Annotated in this window: 19 protein-coding genes; 11 read left to right on the top strand and 8 right to left on the bottom strand. The window is 60.3% G+C overall.

What is annotated here, in order from left to right:
* The first annotated feature begins 158 nt into the window (after positions 1-158).
* Genes hmgA through maiA form a run of 3 tightly spaced genes read left to right on the top strand, consistent with a single transcriptional unit; the run spans position 159 to position 3,414 of the window.
* Positions 159-1,463: a homogentisate 1,2-dioxygenase gene (gene hmgA / locus ACA047_RS24530; protein ID WP_497353792.1), complete on the top strand. Its 1,305-nt coding sequence runs from the start codon at positions 159-161 to the stop codon at positions 1,461-1,463.
* Positions 1,464-1,466: 3 nt separating this feature from the next.
* Positions 1,467-2,768, top strand: coding sequence for a fumarylacetoacetase (gene fahA / locus ACA047_RS24525; RefSeq protein WP_497353790.1), 1,302 nt, complete (start codon positions 1,467-1,469; stop codon positions 2,766-2,768).
* Positions 2,769-2,778: 10 nt separating this feature from the next.
* On the top strand, positions 2,779-3,414 hold the full coding sequence (gene maiA, locus ACA047_RS24520) for a maleylacetoacetate isomerase (RefSeq protein WP_497353788.1): 636 nt from the start codon (positions 2,779-2,781) through the stop codon (positions 3,412-3,414).
* 29 nt (positions 3,415-3,443) lie between these two features.
* Here the strand turns inward: maiA and ACA047_RS24515 are convergent, their stop codons facing one another.
* A complete protein-coding gene (locus ACA047_RS24515; protein WP_497353786.1) occupies positions 3,444-4,247 on the bottom strand; it encodes a SirB1 family protein in 804 nt (267 codons plus the stop codon).
* A gap of 186 nt (positions 4,248-4,433) precedes the next feature.
* Between ACA047_RS24515 and ACA047_RS24510 the strand changes: the two genes are divergently transcribed.
* Complete coding sequence (locus tag ACA047_RS24510; RefSeq protein WP_497353784.1) at positions 4,434-5,453, top strand: Leu/Phe/Val dehydrogenase; 1,020 nt, start codon at positions 4,434-4,436, stop codon at positions 5,451-5,453.
* Positions 5,454-5,536: 83 nt separating this feature from the next.
* Here the strand turns inward: ACA047_RS24510 and ACA047_RS24505 are convergent, their stop codons facing one another.
* The gene (locus ACA047_RS24505; protein WP_497353782.1) at positions 5,537-5,797 is read right to left on the bottom strand and encodes a YebG family protein; all 261 of its coding nucleotides are present in this window, start codon (positions 5,795-5,797) and stop codon (positions 5,537-5,539) included.
* Between the two features lie 291 nt (positions 5,798-6,088).
* On the opposite strand from ACA047_RS24505, the gene ACA047_RS24500 reads away from it, so the two are divergent.
* The gene (locus ACA047_RS24500; protein WP_497353780.1) at positions 6,089-6,589 is read left to right on the top strand and encodes a phosphate-starvation-inducible protein PsiE; all 501 of its coding nucleotides are present in this window, start codon (positions 6,089-6,091) and stop codon (positions 6,587-6,589) included.
* Here ACA047_RS24500 and ACA047_RS24495 read toward each other — a convergent pair.
* The gene (locus ACA047_RS24495; protein ID WP_497353778.1) at positions 6,586-6,903 is read right to left on the bottom strand and encodes a DUF3509 domain-containing protein; all 318 of its coding nucleotides are present in this window, start codon (positions 6,901-6,903) and stop codon (positions 6,586-6,588) included. The genes ACA047_RS24500 and ACA047_RS24495 overlap by 4 nt on opposite strands.
* A 184-nt stretch (positions 6,904-7,087) precedes the next feature.
* Here ACA047_RS24495 and ACA047_RS24490 point away from each other — a divergent pair, with 184 nt between their 5' ends.
* Positions 7,088-7,396 (top strand): hypothetical protein, encoded by a 309-nt coding sequence (locus ACA047_RS24490; RefSeq protein WP_497353776.1) that lies wholly within the window; start codon positions 7,088-7,090, stop codon positions 7,394-7,396.
* A gap of 19 nt (positions 7,397-7,415) precedes the next feature.
* Positions 7,416-7,826, top strand: coding sequence for an HPF/RaiA family ribosome-associated protein (locus ACA047_RS24485; RefSeq protein ID WP_497353774.1), 411 nt, complete (start codon positions 7,416-7,418; stop codon positions 7,824-7,826).
* Positions 7,827-7,890: 64 nt separating this feature from the next.
* Here ACA047_RS24485 and ACA047_RS24480 read toward each other — a convergent pair whose 3' ends face one another.
* Positions 7,891-8,766 carry a helix-turn-helix domain-containing protein gene (locus ACA047_RS24480; RefSeq protein ID WP_497353772.1) on the bottom strand — a complete coding sequence of 292 codons (876 nt, stop codon included), beginning with the start codon at positions 8,764-8,766 and terminating at the stop codon, positions 7,891-7,893.
* Between the two features lie 134 nt (positions 8,767-8,900).
* Here ACA047_RS24480 and ACA047_RS24475 point away from each other — a divergent pair, with 134 nt between their 5' ends.
* Positions 8,901-9,803, top strand: a complete 903-nt coding sequence (locus tag ACA047_RS24475) for a DMT family transporter (RefSeq protein WP_497353770.1) — start codon at positions 8,901-8,903, stop codon at positions 9,801-9,803.
* 44 nt (positions 9,804-9,847) lie between these two features.
* Here the strand turns inward: ACA047_RS24475 and ACA047_RS24470 are convergent, their stop codons facing one another.
* The 4 genes from ACA047_RS24470 to norR all read right to left on the bottom strand — a co-directional run bounded on the left by ACA047_RS24470 (position 9,848) and on the right by norR (position 14,572).
* Entirely contained in the window at positions 9,848-10,819 is a 972-nt protein-coding gene (locus ACA047_RS24470) for a 2-hydroxyacid dehydrogenase (RefSeq protein ID WP_497353768.1), read from the bottom strand.
* 128 nt (positions 10,820-10,947) lie between these two features.
* On the bottom strand, positions 10,948-11,697 hold the full coding sequence (locus ACA047_RS24465; RefSeq protein ID WP_497353766.1) for a YkgJ family cysteine cluster protein: 750 nt from the start codon (positions 11,695-11,697) through the stop codon (positions 10,948-10,950).
* 233 nt (positions 11,698-11,930) lie between these two features.
* Entirely contained in the window at positions 11,931-12,833 is a 903-nt protein-coding gene (locus ACA047_RS24460) for a chemotaxis protein CheV (RefSeq protein ID WP_497353764.1), read from the bottom strand.
* 176 nt (positions 12,834-13,009) lie between these two features.
* Positions 13,010-14,572: a nitric oxide reductase transcriptional regulator NorR gene (norR, locus tag ACA047_RS24455; RefSeq protein WP_497353762.1), complete on the bottom strand. Its 1,563-nt coding sequence runs from the start codon at positions 14,570-14,572 to the stop codon at positions 13,010-13,012.
* Positions 14,573-14,724: 152 nt separating this feature from the next.
* On the opposite strand from norR, the gene hmpA reads away from it, so the two are divergent.
* The 3 genes from hmpA to cyoA all read left to right on the top strand — a co-directional run bounded on the left by hmpA (position 14,725) and on the right by cyoA (position 18,404).
* Positions 14,725-15,906, top strand: coding sequence for an NO-inducible flavohemoprotein (gene hmpA / locus ACA047_RS24450; RefSeq protein ID WP_497353760.1), 1,182 nt, complete (start codon positions 14,725-14,727; stop codon positions 15,904-15,906).
* Between the two features lie 252 nt (positions 15,907-16,158).
* Entirely contained in the window at positions 16,159-16,668 is a 510-nt protein-coding gene (locus ACA047_RS24445; protein ID WP_497353758.1) for a disulfide bond formation protein B, read from the top strand.
* A gap of 788 nt (positions 16,669-17,456) precedes the next feature.
* Complete coding sequence (cyoA, locus tag ACA047_RS24440) at positions 17,457-18,404, top strand: ubiquinol oxidase subunit II (protein ID WP_497353756.1); 948 nt, start codon at positions 17,457-17,459, stop codon at positions 18,402-18,404.
* The last annotated feature ends 1 nt before the right edge of the window (position 18,405 follow it).

Here is an 18,405-nt window from a genome sequence, read left to right as displayed (position 1 = left end):
CGCTGGGATCCAGAGGCGAATGGGCGTCTTTATAGCTTGACGGTCGCCGTCGAGCAAATTACGTTATGCGTAATTGAATTACGATAAAAATAACCGAGTGCGCTCAAGCTCCTCCATGGAGCGGTGGGCCGCATTCAGTCCTGTGTTCAGGAGGCTCCATGAACCTCGATTCCACGGCGTCGGGCTTGGCTTACCAGTCGGGTTTTGGCAACGAATTTGCCAGCGAAGCGCTGCCCGGTGCGCTGCCCGCTGGTCAGAACTCCCCGCAAAAAGCCCCATACGGTCTCTACGCCGAGTTGTTCTCCGGCACGGCGTTCACCATGGCCCGCAGCGAAGCGCGGCGTACCTGGTTGTATCGGATCCGGCCGTCGGCCAATCATCCGGCTTTCGGCAAGCTTGAACATCAAATAGCTGGCGGCCCGCTGGGCGAGGTCACGCCCAATCGCCTGCGCTGGAGCCCGCTGGACATCCCCGCCGAGCCCACCGACTTCATCGACGGGCTGGTGTGCATGGCGGCCAATGCCGGCGCGGACAAACCGGCTGGTATCAGCCTCTATCACTACCGCGCCAACCGCTCCATGGAGCGGGTGTTCTTCAACGCCGACGGTGAGTGGCTGATCGTGCCGCAACTGGGGCGGCTGCGGATCGCCACCGAACTGGGCGTGCTGGAGCTGGCACCGCTGGAAATTGCCGTGTTGCCTCGGGGCCTGAAATTTCGCGTCGAGTTGCTCGACCCGCAAGCCCGCGGTTACCTCGCCGAAAACCATGGCGCGCCGTTGCGCCTGCCAGACCTCGGGCCTATCGGCAGCAATGGCCTGGCCAACCCACGGGACTTTCTGACCCCGGTCGCCCATTACGAAAACCTCGCGCAACCGACCACCCTGGTGCAGAAATTCCTCGGTGAGTTGTGGGGCTGCGAACTGGCTCATTCGCCCCTCGACGTGGTGGCCTGGCACGGCAACAACGTGCCGTACAAATATGACCTGCGCCGTTTCAACACCCTTGGCACGGTCAGCTTCGACCACCCGGACCCGTCGATTTTTACCGTGCTGACGTCGCCCACCAGCGTCCACGGCTTGGCCAACCTCGATTTCGTGATCTTCCCGCCGCGCTGGATGGTGGCCGAAAACACCTTCCGTCCACCGTGGTTCCACCGCAATCTGATGAATGAATTCATGGGGCTGATCCAGGGCGCCTACGATGCCAAAGCCGAAGGCTTCCTGCCGGGTGGTGCGTCCTTGCACAGCTGCATGAGTGCCCACGGTCCGGACGGCGAAACCTGCACCAAGGCGATCAATGCCGAGCTTGTGCCGGCGAAAATCGACAACACCATGGCCTTCATGTTCGAGACCAACCAGGTGCTGCGCCCGAGCCGCTTCGCCCTGGACTGCCCGCAACTGCAAACCGACTACGATGCTTGCTGGGCCTCGCTGCCTGTCACTTTCGACCCGACCCGGAGATAACCCATGACTTACGTTTCCCCTTCCCTTAGCTGGGTTGCCTCCGCCAACGGCCATGCCGACTTCCCGCTGCAAAACCTGCCGTTGGGAATTTTCAGTACCGGCGGCGCCCCGCGTAGTGGCGTGGCCATTGGCGATCAGATTTTCGATTTGCAGGCCGCGCTGCAGGCTGGCCTGTTTAACGGCGCGGCACGGGAAGCCGTCGAAGCCATGGCCGGCGGCCAGTTGAATGCGTTCTTCGACCTGGGGCGCAGCGCTCGGGTGGCCCTGCGTGAACGGCTGCTGGAACTGCTGCGCGAAGACAGCCCGTTGCGGGGCAAGATCGAAGCCCTGGGTGCGAAACTGCTGCCCCTGGCGGCGGACTGCCAGATGCATCTACCGGCAAAGATCAACGACTACACCGACTTCTACGTCGGCATCGAGCACGCGCAAAACGTCGGCAAGCTGTTCCGCCCCGACAATCCACTGTTGCCCAACTACAAATACGTGCCCATCGGTTACCACGGGCGCGCCTCGACCATTCGCCCCTCCGGCACCGATGTGCGCCGTCCCAAGGGCCAGACCCTGCCGGCCGGCCAGACCGAGCCGACCTTTGGCCCGTGTGCACGACTGGACTATGAGCTGGAGCTGGGCATCTGGATCGGTAAAGGCAACGCACTGGGTGAGCCCATCGCCATCGGCGACGCTGCCGAGCACATTGGCGGCTTCTGCCTGCTTAACGACTGGTCGGCCCGGGATATCCAGGCCTGGGAATACCAGCCGCTGGGGCCGTTTCTGTCGAAGAGTTTCCTGACCAGTATTTCGCCGTGGGTGGTGACGGCCGAAGCCCTCGAGCCGTTCCGCCGCCCTCAACCTGTGCGCCCGGAAGGTGATCCGCAACCGTTGCCGTATCTGCTGGACACGCGTGACCAGGCCAGCGGGGCATTGGATATCGAACTGGAAGTCCTGCTGCTGACCGAAACCATGCGCGAGCAGAACCTGCCGGCCCATCGCCTGACCCTGAGCAACACCCAATACATGTACTGGACCGTGGCGCAGATGGTCGCGCACCACAGCGTCAATGGTTGCCAGTTGCAGGCCGGCGATCTGTTTGGTTCGGGAACCTTGTCGGGACCTGAAAGCGGTCAATTCGCCAGCCTGCTGGAAATCACCGAGGGTGGTAAAAAGCCGATTGAACTGGCTTCTGGCGAAGTACGAAAATTCCTTGAGGACGGCGACGAGATCATCCTGCGGGCCCGTTGCAGCCGCGAGGGCGTTGCGTCCATCGGCTTCGGCGAATGCCGGGGCAAGATCCTGCCGGCGCGTTGAGGGGCGGGGCATGGAACTCTACACCTACTACCGATCCACTTCGTCCTACCGGGTGCGCCTTGCCCTGGCACTCAAGGGCCTGGATTACCAGGCCCTGCCGGTCAACCTGATCGCACCGCCGGGGGGCGAACATCGCCAGACGGCCTATCTGGCGATCAACCCTCAGGGGCGTGTACCGGCGCTGCGCACCGATGAGGGCGCGTTGCTGGTGCAATCGCCCGCCATCATCGAGTACCTGGAGGAATGTTATCCACAGGTGCCGCTGCTCAACGCGGACCTGGCAGTTCGTGCCCATGAGCGAGGCGTCGCGGCATTGATCGGTTGCGATATTCATCCGCTGCACAACGTCAGCGTGCTCAACAAACTACGGCAGTGGGGGCACGATGAAACGCAGGTGGCGGAGTGGATCGGGCATTGGATCAGCCAGGGGCTGACGGCGGTGGAACAGTTGATCGGCGACGAGGGCTATTGCTTCGGTGCGGCGCCAGGGCTGGCGGACGTTTACTTGATCCCGCAGTTGTACGCGGCTGAGCGGTTCAATGTTTCCTTGCAAGCGTATCCACGGATCCGTCGCGTGGCAGCGTTGGCGGCGGGGCATGCGGCATTCCAACAGGCACACCCGGCCAACCAGCCGGATACACCCTGAGGTCTACTTGGCCTGAAAGGCATGTGATCTCAATGCACCACCGAATTTGGTGGCAGATGCCCCAGCCGCTCCGTCAGCCGGATCCGCTGAACCGGATCGTCGCTGAGCATCAGTGCATGTTCCAGATCGAAGCGTTCGGCGTTGGGGCAATCGAGCCGCTGGTACAGGCTGGCGCGGGCCAGGTAATCGGCGGCGCTGGCGTTGCCCATTTCCAGCACCCGTCCGGCATCGATCAGCGCGGCGATGTAATCGTCGTTTGCCAGATGCAGTTGGCGAAGATTGCGTGACAGGCGCTGGAGCATCTGCATCGGTTCGGCGCTGACCAAGTGCTCAGCCTTGAGCGGCATGTTCGCGCCGTATTGGCGCTGCAGCAGTTCCCGGCAGTCATTGGGATACAGGCGGCGGCCACCGCACGGGTCGAGCAGATGGTCGGCACCGGGCACCCGCAGCAGGAAGTGGCCGGGAAAATTGACGCCGACCATCGGAATTTCCAGGCCACGGGCCAGCTCCAGGGCAATCAGCCCGAGGGTCAAGGGCTGCCCGCGTTTACGGGCCAGCACCTTGTCCAGCAACGCCACACGTGGGCGCAGGGGGGTGAAATCGTCCTGGGCGAACCCCAGGTCATTGAGGCGCCGCAGCAAGGGCTGGCCCAGTTCGGTGACGGGCAGCATGGGCAGGCCATGACTGACCCGCTGTTGCAGATCCTTGAAATCCTTCAACAAGGTCGGTACGTCCACATCGCGATCATGTTCGGCAGCGATCCACAACGCCGCTTCGAACAGCGCTGGTGGCGAGCGGTGCAGACATTCAAAAAAGGCTTGGCGCGGTTTCATCACACTCTCCGGGCTATGCCTCGTTTTAGCTCTGCCATGGGTTTTCGTCCAGTCTCGGACAGGCGCGGTTACAGGTTATGCCCAAAAAGACTGACGGCCCTGACAACTTATTCCGGCGCGCTCCAGCAAATTTCGACTGCACGCCTATACTGGCGAAACAAACATAAGTGATTCGGGAGCCTGTCGATGTTTGCTCTCATGCAAAGCTCCCGCCTTGAATCGCTGCACTTAAGCGTAGACCCGGCGACCGGGTTGAAGGCGGTGATTGCCATTCATTGCAGCCGTCCTGGGCCCGCCCTGGGTGGCTGCCGTTATCTTCCCTACCCCGACGACGAAAGTGCCGTGGCCGACGCTGTACGCCTGGCCCAAGGCATGAGCTACAAGGCAGCCCTGGCCGGCTTGCCGGTGGGCGGCGGAGTGGCGGTGATCATGCGCCCGGTCCATGTCGAAAGCCGGGCCGCGCTGTTCGAAGCCTTTGGTCGCTGTATCGAGCAATTGGATGGCCGCTACATCACCGCCATCGACAGCGGCACATCGGTGGCCGACATGGATTGCATCGCCCAGCAGACCCGCCATGTCACCAGCACCACAGCCTCGGGAGACCCGGCGCCCCACGCGGCGATGGGCGTATTTGCCGGCATCCGTGCCACGGCCATGGCCCGCCTGGGCAGCGATAACCTTGAAAGCCTGCGGGTGGCGATCCAGGGCCTGGGCAATGTCGGTTATGCCCTGGCCGAACAGCTGCACGCGGCGGGTGCCGAATTGCTGGTCAGCGATATCGACCCCGGCAAGGTGCAGCTGGCGATGGAGCAACTGGGCGCGCACCCCATTGCCAACGACGCGTTGCTCAGCACCCCCTGCGACATCCTTGCCCCTTGCGGGCTGGGCGGTGTGCTCAACAGTCACAGCGTGGCGCAACTGCGCTGCTCGGCCGTTGCCGGCTCGGCCCATAACCAGTTGAGCAACCTGCAAGTGGCCGATCAGTTGGAGCGGCGCGGGATTCTTTACGCACCGGACTATGTGATCAACTCCGGTGGCCTGATCTACGTCGCCCTCAAGCATCGTGGCGAAGAGCTGTCGACCATCACGGCGCACCTTTCAAAAATTGGCGCCCGGCTCACAGAAGTCTTTGCCCACGCCCAGGCAGAAAAGCGCTCACCGGCCAGGGTGGCGGATGAATTGGCAGAGCGTTTGTTGTATCGCTGAAGATAAAAGATCGCAGCCTTCGGCAGCTCCTACACGGTGTATTCCATGTAGGAGCTGCCGAAGGCTGCGATCTTTTTCAGGTTTTATTCAGCAGGGGCATTAAGCAGTTCGGACAGGGCGTCCGGCTGGTTCTTGAACGCCCTGGCGAACACATCGCGATTCTTCGCCATGTAGATGCCGGCCTCTTCCACTTGTTGCTCGCTCAGCGATGGAACGGCTTTTTGCAACACTTCTGCCAGCAATTCGGCGAGTTCCAGCATTTTGTCATGACGGTCAGCTTCGGCTTTATCCATGAACAAGCGCTCCAGATCTCGGCTGCTGCGGTATACCACTTCGACGGCCATTCACCACCTCACATGCCTTCACATTGGTTTGTCTTTGCGACTACTGTATTTATATACAGCCAAAAGGATAAGCGAATCCCTTCCCTTTGGATAGTGGCTTTTTAATGTAGACCGGTTTCAGGATGTGGGAGCAAGGTTTGCTCGCGACGAGACCGTCGCGCTCATCACAAAAGTGTCCGATACCAGCCCATTGCCATCTCACCTACAGCTGCTGGCCTTGTTTCTGCATGCAGAACAACCGTCACGTCCAACCCGCATCATCCGGTCGAGCCGACCTAAGGAAACTACATCGTGAAAATAAACTGGGCCGAGAACCTGCGCCAGAACGTGCATCAGCTGGCCGAATCCCTGGGCAACCTGTTCGTCGAGACCTTCCACTACCTGGCGCTGTTCGCTATCGGGGCGGTGACCGCGTGGGCGGCGGTGATGGAGTTCCTGCAGATGATCGAGGCGGGGCACATCAAGATCGATGACATCCTGCTGCTGTTCATTTACTTGGAATTGGGGGCGATGGTCGGGATTTATTTCAAGACCAACCACATGCCGGTGCGGTTTCTGATCTACGTGGCGATCACAGCGCTGACGCGTTTGCTGATATCCAACGTCTCCCACCACAACCCGCCTGACCTGGGGATCATCTACCTGTGCGGCGGCATCCTGCTGTTGGCGTTCGCGATCCTGGTGGTGCGCTACGCCTCGTCGCAATTCCCTTCGGTGAAGATCGAACACCCGCCCCGCAAGGTTGGCGCGGGTTCCAGTGAGCATGCCGAAGTGGAGAAGGGTGAAATCTAAATGCCGGCGGCGGAGGACGTCGGGCCCTGCGCCAGCGGTGGTGGCAGCTTGATGTTGTCACCGCCGGTCATGGCTTCGAGGATAGCCACGGCGCTATGCCCCTGTTCAATGGCGATGCCGAACTGAATGCTTTGCACCAGGCGTCTCAGCCGTTCCGGGTCGTTGCGCTGTTGTGCGCTGATCATGCGCTTGGCGACGATGCGCCCGGTCTTGGACAGGGTCAGCATGATGCTGCCGTCCAGGCCCTGGATGCTCAGGTTGATTTGATAGTGCGGCGCAAATGCGTCGGTAATGATCTGAAAAGGGTTGTCCATGATGCGTCACCGCCTGATTGAACGTGCAGTTGTTGACCGGCCATGATCGGGATTAGTTCGCAACACCAGACCATCGGCCATTCCATGATCGTGTTCATCTAAAGGTTCCCGGATGAGGTGAGGCGACAATCAAGATCGCAGCCTCGTTCCACTCGGCACCTCCTACGGGGAGGTAGCAAGGGGCATGCCGGAAAAACTGGCGAACAATGATCACGGTGGGTTTGCGCTGAACGCTCTGGAATACGGCTGTAGCGGCTGCCCGTTTCGGGGCAGGAACGAGCGGATGTTCGCTGAAGGTGCAGGGCGGGAAGGTGATTTGCGGGGGATAAGCACGGCGAGGCAACTCCCGACCTTAACAGCGCTTTTGCCCGTTGTCCGGCTTTATTTGCAAATGAATATTTATCTTTTTGAGGGGGTTGAAATGTTCTTCCGCCAGCCCGACTCTGTATTCAAGGGGCCGTTGCACCAACGTCGATGGCCTCTGGCGAGCTAGCCGAAATAAGGGATGAACTATGCAAATCCAAGTCAACAGCGATAACCATATTCAAAGCAGCATCCGACTGGAGGAGTGGGTACGTACTACCATCGAAAGCACGCTCGAACGTTATGAGGAAGACCTGACACGGATTGAGGTTCATTTGCGGGACGAGAACGGCGACAAGCCCGGTCCCCATGATCTGCGTTGCCAGCTTGAAGCACGGCCGAAGGGCCATCAGCCGATTTCCGTAACGCACAAGGCCGATACGCTGGAACTGGCGATCGAAGGGGCGGCCACCAAACTTGAAAACGCCCTGGAGCACTTGTTCGGTAAATTGCGTGGCAAGCGCGCCGCCGCAGCGGAACCGACCGAATCCGTAGCCTTGGCCGATGCGTTGCTGGAAGAAGAATTCCTGGAGAACGAACGGGCCGCACTTCACGGCTAACGCCTCGTTCATTTTAATGTCCTACTGAAACGGGCCTGCAATTGCAGGCCCGTTTTCGTTTCTTTTAGCGCAAGAAGGCCTGCCGATAGTCCCCGGGCGTCGCGCCCAAGGCCTGGCGGAAACGGTTGGTAAAGTGACTGGCGCTGGCAAAACCACAGGCCAGTGCCACGTCCCCCAGCGGTTGTGAAGTGCCGCGCAGCAAGTGTCGCGCGCGGGCCAGGCGTCTTGCCAACACATATTGATGGGGTGGCAGCCCGAAGCTTTCGCGGAACATTCGCGCAAAGTGATATTCGGACAAGGCGCACAGCGCCGCCAATTGACCGAGGCTGACGGCATCGGCCAGATGGCTGTCGATGTAGTCCACCAGCAACCGTCGCTGATGGGCGGCCAGGCCGCCCTTGAGACGAAGCCCCTGCCGCTGGCCGACCTGACTGAGCAGCAAATGGTTGAGCAGATCATGGGCCAGGCTGGTGGTCAGCAGGCGTTCACCGGGCTCGTCCCAGTTCAGGGCGATCAACTGGCGAAAGCGCTGCGCCTGTTGTGCGTCGTCGAGGAAAGTCGCTTCGCGCAATTGCACTTGCCGGGGTTCTCGGTCCAGCAGCGTGACGCAACCGAGGGCGAACTGTTCGGGGCTGATGTACAGGTGAGCGAGGCGGATGTCGCCGTTGATGACCCAGGCCGACTCATGCCCGGCCGGCAGGACGCAGAGTTTGTCAGGGGCCCCTGTGGTATTGGGCTGTCCGCGACGAAAAGTGCCGGTGCCGCCGGCGATGTAGCACGACAGCGTATGGTGGGTCGGCGCCTCGTAGTCCTGGACGTCGTGATGGTTGCTCCACAAAGCGGCCGCCATGCCGTCCCCGAGCTCGGCACTGTGCTCCAGACGAGCATTGGGCGAACTGTTGAGGGATTGAAAGACTTGCAAGGTTTGCAGTGTGGGCATGATCGGTTCTCCAACTCGCATCCTACTCCGTGGACCTCTCCATGCCAGCCCGCCGGCCGACAAAACCGCAAGTTTACGCAAGCGCCGGGCCGGCAGCAGCGCGACACTGAGTGCCATTGTCAGGAGCTGCCGTCATGAACCTCTCGTTGTACCTGCTTACCGTGCTGATCTGGGGCACGACCTGGATTGCGTTGAAATTGCAGCTGGGCGTCGTCGCCATCCCCGTGTCGATTGTCTATCGCTTCGGCCTCGCAGCCCTGATTCTGTTTGCGATGCTCTTGCTCAGTCGGCGTCTGCAGGTGATGAACCGGCGCGGCCATTTGATTTGCGTTGCCCAGGGCCTGTGCCTGTTTTGCATTAACTTCATGTGTTTCCTCACCGCCAGCCAGTGGATTCCCAGTGGGTTGGTCGCCGTGGTGTTTTCCACCGCCACGCTCTGGAATGCTCTCAATGCCCGAGTGTTTTTCGGCCAGCGGATTGCCCGTAACGTGCTGTTGGGCGGCACCTTGGGGCTGCTGGGGCTGGGGCTGTTGTTCTGGCCTGAGCTGGCCGGTCACAGCGCGAGCCCGCAAACCCTGCTCGGGTTGGCTCTGGCGCTGCTGGGTACCTTGTGTTTCTCGGCGGGCAATATGCTCTCGAGCCTGCAACAGAAGGCCGGCCTCAAGCCGTTGACCACCAATGCCTGGGGCATGGCCTATGGCGCGACGATGTTGGCGGTGTGGTGCCTTTTCAAAGGCATTCCATTCGACGTGGAGTGGAACGCACGTTATATCGGCTCGCTGTTGTACCTGGTGATTCCAGGTTCGGTGATCGGTTTTACGGCCTACTTGACGCTGGTGGGACGCATGGGCCCAGAGCGGGCGGCGTATTGCACGGTGCTGTTCCCGGTGGTGGCGTTAAATGTCTCGGCGTTTGTCGAAGGTTATCAATGGACGGCGCCGGCGCTGGTCGGGCTGGTCCTGGTGATGCTGGGTAACGTGCTGGTGTTTCGCAAAACACGACCAATGGCAACGAAAGTCGTCTTGGGCGCTCGCTGAATCGAACGTGATGGCAGGCCTGTTCGGCAGGCCTGCCGGGCGGTTTATTTCCAGACTTGCGGGTTGACCAGGTTCTGCGGTCGCTCGCCCATCAATGCACTTCGTACGTTATCCACCGCAAGATTGGCCATGGCTTCACGGGTTTCGTGGGTGGCCGAGCCGATATGCGGCAGGGTTACGGCGTTTTTCAGCTGAAACAGCGGCGACTCGGCCAAAGGCTCTTTCTCGTAGACATCCAGCCCGGCGCCGCGGATGCGGTTGCTCTGCAAGGCTTCGATCAACGCCGGTTCATCCACCACGGGGCCGCGGGAAATGTTGACCAGGATGGCGCTCGGTTTCATCAGGGCCAGTTCACGCTGGCTGATCAGATGGCGGGTCTTCTCACTCAATGGCACCACGAGGCAGACAAAGTCCGCTTCGGCCAGCAACTGATCCAGCTCGCGAAATTGTGCACCCAGCTGGTTTTCCAGTTCGCTCTTGCGGCTGTTGCCATTGTAGATAATCGGCATGTTGAACCCCAGTCGGCCACGCCGGGCAATGGCTGCGCCGATGTTGCCCATGCCGACGATGCCCAGGGTCTTGCCGTGCACATCGCAGCCGAACAGGGGGGCGCCGACGGTCGCCTGCCATTGTCCGGCCTTGGTCCAGGCGTCCAGTTCGGCGACGCGCCGGGCGCTGCTCATCAGCAGGGCGAAGGCCAGGTCGGCGGTGCTTTCGGTGAGCACGTCAGGGGTGTTGGTGAGCATGATCCCGCGCTCATTGAAGTAGGCCAGATCGTAGTTGTCGTAGCCCACCGACACACTGGACACCACTTGCAGGTTCGCGGCGCTTTGCAGCTGTTCGCGGCCCAGCTTGCGACCGACACCGATCAGGCCGTGGGCGTGGGGCAGCGCTTCGTTGAACTGTGCGTTGATGTCGCCTTTGGACGGGTTTGGCACGATCACGTCGAAGTCCTGTTGCAGGCGCTCGACCATCTGGGGCGTGATACGGCTGAAGGCAAGTACGGTTTTTTTCATCGCGCAAGGCTCATCGGGCAGAGAATACCAAGCACGCTAACATTGCTGGCAAGGGTTAGGCGAGAGGGGAGCTTGATTGGGGCACTGCAAATTCCCACAAGGGATCTCTAAGCCTGTCCCGCAGCGCGCTATGCCCCCCGCAACGAAATAAAGGCGTAGTTGATCGGTGCTTCAGTTACGACGCGTGCTCCGCTGGCCGATACCTGGCTGGCCACGTCATCGGCGGACAAGTGGAACTGCCATTCACTGGTTACGTGCTCCAGAGGCTGCAAGCGCACCTGATCAAGGGCTGCGATGAACGCTGTCATGTCCGGCAGGTAGGCGGTAAACCCGTCGCCTTTCAACGCGGTGGTGTGGATGCCCAGCGAAGCGCAGACGCGCTCCTTGGTGCCGATTTCCTCACGGTCGGCCTGGCGTGAGCGTTCGATCAGCCGGGCCAGTGCCTTGTCCACCAGCTCACCGCCCAGTATCAGTTGCGGTCCGGTTTCCCATGATTCGGGCGGGCATTCCTTTATGGCGATATTGAGAGGGATGTGCGGGTTGATTTCCATCGGATAGATGCGGCACACCAATGGTCGGCGTTCGTAGATGCGGCACAGGTTTTCTTCGTCAAGATTCCGGCAGCGGCCAGTGGTGTAGGCCGCGAAGGTGATTGCCACGCGGGCTTCGGTAGTGCCGCTGCGGACCACTGTTGAACGGCGCTCGGCGTGCTCGCGTTGCGTGGTCGGCAAGCCGAGGCCATTGGGCAGGAAAGCTTCTACCAGGACAATCACCTGGCCGCCGTCGTCAGCCCACATCCGCGCCTCGTCGAGGGTCAGGGGAACGTGGTGATCGGTGCAGCATTTGCCGCACCCTGCGCAGGAAAACGTTGTGTTCATTGAGCGACCGGTCGCAGAAGGCTTGAAAGCGCTGACAGAAAAACGCCGTGATACACCGTTCGAAGCAAGTTATGCGCCACTCACCGGACGATGGTCTGGCGGAGTAGGCGCTGGCGAGGCCTGCGATTTTTGATCTTCGCTTGGGACTCAAGCGTCAGGTAAAGATCGCAGTCTCACGTCGCTCGGCAGCGCCTGCAGGCCTCAGTAACCTTGCTCGGCAGCGCCTGCAGGCCTCAGTAACCTTGCTCGGTAACTGCCTTGGCCGCTGTGATCAGGCACTTGGTCAGTTCTGGCGAGGAGAATTTGGTGAGCACCCCGTTGGCGCCGGCCAGGCGGGCTTTTTCGCTGTTCATGGCGCTGTCCAGCGAGGTGTGCAGTAACACGTACAGGTGGGCGAAGTCCGGGGTTTCGCGCAAGGTCCGGGTGAAGGCGTAACCGTCCATTTCCGACATTTCGATGTCGGAAACGATCAGGTTGATCTGTTGGGCGGTGCCTTGCAGGTCCAACAGGCACTCGATAGCTTCCTTCGCGCTGCGGGCGGTGTGGCATTGCAGGCCCAGGTTGCGCAAGGTATGTACCGATTGTTGCAGCGCCACTTGGCTGTCATCGACCACCAGGATCCGTGCGTTGCCCAGGACTTCGGCGTCTTCCATGCTCAGTTCGGTCGGCGCGGTTTCGATTTGCGCCGGGGCGATGCCGTGGATGACCTTTTCGATGTCCAGCACCTGCACCAGCGTGCCATCCACCGAGGTCACGCCCGTGATGAACGAGCGCACACCGCCGGAGCCGTAAGGCGGCGGTTTGATATCAGTGGTCAGGCAATGCACGATCTTGCTCACCGCCTGCACATGCAGGCCCTGCTTGGACCGGCTGACGTCGGTGACGATCAGGCAGCCGCCGCGCGGATCTTCCAATGGCCGCTCGCCGATGGCGCGGCTCAGGTCGATCACCGATAACGATGTCCCGCGCAGGGTGGCGATGCCTTGGACGTGCGGGTGTGACTCCGGCAGTTTGGTCAGCGGCGGGCAGGGGATGATTTCACTGACCTTGAGCAGGTTGATTGCCATCAGCTTGCCGCTGCGCAAGGTAAACAGCAGAAGCGAAAGTGAATCTGCGCGGGCTTTGTTGGAGGACATAAAAACCTTCTGTGGAAAAAGGTGGGGCGAGCATGAAGATCGCCAAAACAGCTAGTGATAATGGGTTATCGACTTCTCAAGGGCAGGCTTTAGGACGAAACCTGTCGATAGCCAATTTCAAGCCAATGGTCTGTGAATACAAGTCTGTGGCAAGGGGCGCAGGTGGCGAGAAGGCGCTATTTCAACCCCAACCGCTTGGCCATCCGCCCCAGGTTCGCCCGATCCAAGCCCAACTCCCGGGCGGCACTGGCCCAATTGTGCTGGTGACGTTGCAGGCTGGCGTCGATCAACCTGCGCTGAAAATCATCCATTGCTTCTCGCAAGTCTCCTGTCACCCCCTCTATCGCAGGCGCAGGCGCAGGGCTGACGGATGAAGGCGCGGGGTTGTCCACGGCAACTTGGGGCAAGTCCAGATCCAGGGCGCTGAGGCTGAGGATTTTCGGTCGCACCGTGCACCGGCCCAACGCCTTCAAGGCACTGCGGCCGATCAGGTGCTCCAGTTCACGCACGTTACCCGGCCAGTCGTAGGCCAGCAGCGCCTCCTGGGCGTCGCTGGTCAGGCGCAGGCTGCCCAGGCCCATGCGCGAACGGTTCTGTTCCAGGAAGAAACCGCTGAGCAGCAACACATCCCGCCCACGGTCACGCAGCGCCGGCACATGCAGCGGATACACGCTCAAGCGATGATAGAAATCGGCTCGATATCGACCGGTGCGCACTTCTTCGGCGAGGTCGCGATTGGTGGCCGCTATCAGGCGCACATCGACCTGGTGTTCCTTGTCCGAGCCCAGGCGTTGCAACTGGCCGCTCTGCAGAACCCGCAGCAACTTGGCCTGGACGGTCAGGGACAACTCACCGACTTCATCGAGGAACAACGTGCCGCCATCGGCCAGTTCGAACTTGCCGCGTCGATCGTTGGTGGCCCCGGTAAACGCACCGCGTACATGGCCGAAGAGCTCGCTTTCCACCAGGGTATCCGGAAGGGCGGCGCAGTTGAGGCTGACAAGCGGCTGCTCGGCACGCTTGGAAGCCGCGTGAATGGCTTGGGCGACCAGTTCCTTGCCCACGCCGGTTTCGCCGGTGATGAGTACGGTCAGATCGCTGCTGCCCACAAGACTGATCTCTTCTACCAAGCGCTTGTGGGGTTTGCTCTGGCCGACCATGTCGCGGTGTTGCTGGCCGCTGGCCTGGCGATAGACCTCGGCGCGTCGGTATTCGTCTTCAGCCTTCAAGGCCAGGCGCTCGATCCGTTTGGCGGCGCTGACCGTGGCGGCGGCGAGGCTGGCGAAGGCTTGCAGGGCGCCCAGGTCGATGGGCTCGAAGCGTTCCGGGTCCAGTGAATCCAGGGTCAGCAGGCCCCAGGGGCGTTCGTCGACGAACAGTGGGCAGCCCATGCAGTCGTGGACCTCCAGATGCTCATCAAGGCCCTCGACCAACCCGTCGTACGGGTCGGGCAGATCACTGTCGGCGGCAAAGCGAGTGGGTCGCGGGTTGGCCAGCAGCACCTCGAAGCGCGGGTGTTCGCTGACCCGGAATCGTCGGCCCAGCGTATCGGTGCTCAAGCCGTCTACCGCCAGCGGCACCAGGCAATCTCCGTCCAGGCGCAACAGCGCGGCGGCGTCGCAGGGCAGCAGGGCTCGCAAGGCGCCGAGCAAGCGACGATAGCGCTCACCTTCAGGCAATTCTCGAGACAGATCGGCCACCAGCGGCAGCAGAGAGGTCAGCAAAGAGGTTGCGGTCATAATGACTCCGTGTAGTCGTAATGACTATAAGGCCGCGTGTGTCGATATGACTACATAATTTATAAAATGCTGATAAATAACGAAAAAATATTTGGCATGAAATCTGATAAGCCCTAGGCATCTGTATTGGTAAGACGCCAGGAGTCAACCTTATGCTCAGCCGAGAAGAACGCGCCATCATCCGCTCCACCGTTCCATTGCTTGAGAGCGGTGGCGAAGCGCTGATTACTCACTTCTATCGCATGATGCTGTCGGAATATCCACAGGTGCGCCCACTGTTCAACCAGGCTCACCAGGCCAGCGGCGATCAACCTCGTGCCCTGGCCAACGGCGTGTTGATGTATGCGCGGCACATCGACCAGCTCGACCAATTGGGCGACCTGGTGGCGAAAATCGTCAACAAGCACGTCGCCTTGCAGATCCAGCCACAACATTACCCGATTGTCGGTTCGTGCCTGCTGCGGGCGATTGCCGAGGTGCTGGGCGAAGAGATTGCCACCCCTGAAGTGATTTCCGCGTGGGGGGCGGCCTATAACCAGTTGGCCGATATCCTGATCGCTGCCGAAACCGGCATGTATGAGCAGAAAGCCGCGGCGCCGGGCGGCTGGTGGGGCGAGCGTGAGTTCATCCTGACAGCCAAGGTGAAGGAAAGCTCGGAGATCACCTCGTTCTACTTTGAACCGGCGGACAAAGGTCCGATTCTGCTGGCCGAGCCAGGCCAGTACATTGGTATGAGATTGATGCTGGACGGCGAGGAAGTACGCCGCAATTATTCGCTGTCGGCCCTGGCGGACAACGGACAGTACCGTATCAGCGTCAAGCGTGAGCCGGGTGGGCGGGTGTCCAATTACCTGCATCATCATTTTCAGGTAGGCAGCAGCATTGCGCTGTTCCCGCCTTCCGGGGATTTCTTCCTCACGGCGAGCGACAAACCGCTGGTGTTGATCAGCGGTGGCGTCGGCATCACCCCGACGCTGGCAATGCTGCAGGCGGCGCTGCAAACCGAGCGGCCGGTGCATTTCATTCACTGCGCGCGCAACGGCCGTGCACATGCCTTCCGCGACTGGATCGATGACCTGGCCCAGCGGCACCCACAACTCAAGCGCTTCTATTGCTACGACGAGGACGATGGCATGAGCCCGGCGGCTGACAAGGTGGGGTTGTTGAGCGAGGAGCAACTGGCGCAATGGCTGCCGGAACAGCGTGACCTGGACGCTTACTTCCTCGGGCCTAAAGGTTTCATGGGCGTCGTCAAGCGCCACCTCAAGGCCCTGGGCGTGCCGGATCAGCAGAGCCGTTACGAATTCTTCGGGCCGGCGGCCGCGCTGGAATAAAGTAGCGGCGAACCTGTGGGGTCGGGTTGCCGTCATCGCGAGCCTGCTCGCGATGACGGCGATCTGTTCAATACTCCTCCCAACGGGCTCACCACGTGCCTGAATTAATCCGCATTTAACCCTCTTCCTGTTTATTCCCCTTCAATGTTGACGGCAGCCGCTCGTTCACTGTCATGGTCAGCGTGTAGACTTTGGCCATCTGATAACGCGCCAAGTGTCGCGAGTCGATCCATGCATACAAAGGGAAACGCAATGAGTGAGGAAATGATGCGGTTAGGTCGCGAGCGGCGCTATCTGGTGCTGCTGGGGCTGATCTGCCTGGCGCTGATTGGCGGCGCGCTGTACATGCAGGTGGCCCTCGGCGAGGCACCGTGCCCGCTGTGCATCTTGCAGCGCTATGCGTTGTTGTTGATCGCTATCTTTGCCTTCATCGGCGCGGCCATGCGCACTCGCCGCAGCCTGACGATTTTCGAAGGCCTTGTCGTGCTCTGCGCCCTGGCCGGTGTCGCTGTGGCGGGGCATCACGTGTACACCCAGTTCTTCCCGGCGGTGAGCTGCGGGATCGACGTGCTACAGCCGATTGTCGATGATCTGCCGCTGGCGAAGATCTTCCCGCTGGGTTTCCAGGTCGATGGCTTTTGCTCCACCCCGTACCCACCGATCCTGGGTCTTTCCCTGGCGCAATGGGCCTTGGTGGCCTTTGTGCTGATCGTGGTGCTGGTGCCGCTGCTGGTGTCACGTAACCGCAAACACCTTCGCTGAAGCACCTCAATAAAACGCCCCGGTTCTCTGCTGAAGAGCCGGGGCGTTTTGCGTTTCAGTCTCGAGACGGATTGGCCTTGATCCGGGGCAAGAATAGCCCGCGACAACATGCGACATGTTGTCACACATTTTGCGTCCCGCTGCCCTTCGTGGCGCGGATAAGCCCCTCGTCCTGTAACAAAAAAAAGCCCGCACAGCCCTGGTTCGCAGAACCTGATCTTCAGGCAGCAGGCATTTTTAACAGCGAAGTGCCATGCGGCCCAGCCCCCGAAAAATGGGCCCTTGCCAGGCAAGAAACCTCATATCGCCCCCAGTAAACTGTCTAAAACGGGCGTAGTAGACCTACGTTTTTTGGGGTTCTTGTTGAGAATGAATTTCGATAACATGCTGGACTGTTGCAATATCGGCTAGAGATTATTGCCAGATCGGATAAAAATTATTTCTGGATGAGACATGGTCTACAGCGCTTCAGCTCACTACAATCGCCCGCACCGAGTTTCCGACCCGGCTCAGGCTTGAGCACGAGGTGGTCGAAGGGCGTCAGCGCCCCATGCGACCCCAGGTGTCGGTGCCTTCCAACTACCCGCACCAAATGGAATTGGGCTGTACAAGGCCTTTGACCTACGAATTCGAATAAGAACTCACTGCTGGCCCAGGATGTGTCGAACAGCGTCTGACGCTCGACGGGCAGCCCTTATTCAATCCAAGAAAATGCCAACCCTTGGCAGGGTGAAGTGTTGGCGATCAAAACCCAACTGCATTGCGCAAGCTGCTTTAGAGGTCGTGAGATGAGTAAAAACAGGTACCCCCGATTACTAGGCTTGTTGCCACTGCTCGGCACGTTGTTGCTGGGAGGTTGCAACATGACCTTGCTCGATCCCAAGGGCCAGGTCGGCCTGGATGAACGAAACCTGATCATCACCGCCACGCTGCTGATGTTGCTGGTCGTCGTGCCGGTCATCGTCATGACCCTCCTGTTCGCCTGGAAGTATCGCGCGTCCAACACCAAGGCCGTGTACACGCCGAAGTGGTCGCACTCGACCAAGATCGAAGTGGCGGTGTGGACGATCCCGGTCCTGATCATCATTGCCCTGGGTTACATCACCTACAAGTCGACCCATGCCCTGGACCCGTATCGTCCGCTGGATTCCGACGTCAAGCCGATCACCATTGAAGTGGTCTCCATGGACTGGAAGTGGCTGTTCATCTATCCGGAACAAGGCATCGCCACCGTCAACAAGATCGTGTTCCCGGCCCACACGCCGATCAACTTCAAGGTCACCTCCGACACTGTGATGAACTCGTTCTTCATCCCGGGCCTGGGCGGCCAGATCTATGCGATGGCGGGCATGCAGACCAAGCTGCACCTGATCGCCAACCAGAACGCCGAACTCGACGGTATCTCCGCCAACTACAGCGGCGCGGGTTTTACCGGCATGAAGTTCAAAGCAATCGCCACGACCCAGGAAGATTTCGACGCCTGGGTCAACGATGTGAAGAAGGCACCTAAACAGCTTGAAAAGGCTGAATACGAAGCCCTTTCCAAACCGAGCCAGAACAACCCAGTCGAACTCTACTCGTCGGTCACGCCGAACCTGTTCCAGACCATCATCGACAAATATGAAGGGATGAATCCGGGCAAGCCGATGCACCACGAGAAGAACGAGAAGGAAGTGGCCCACAACATGGAAGGGATGGACATGAGTTCGCATTCAGCTGCCGGGGCAGAGGAGTAAA

Source organism: Pseudomonas sp. LBUM1664 (genome assembly GCF_059695895.1).
This window is presented reverse-complemented; position numbering and strand designations above follow the sequence as displayed.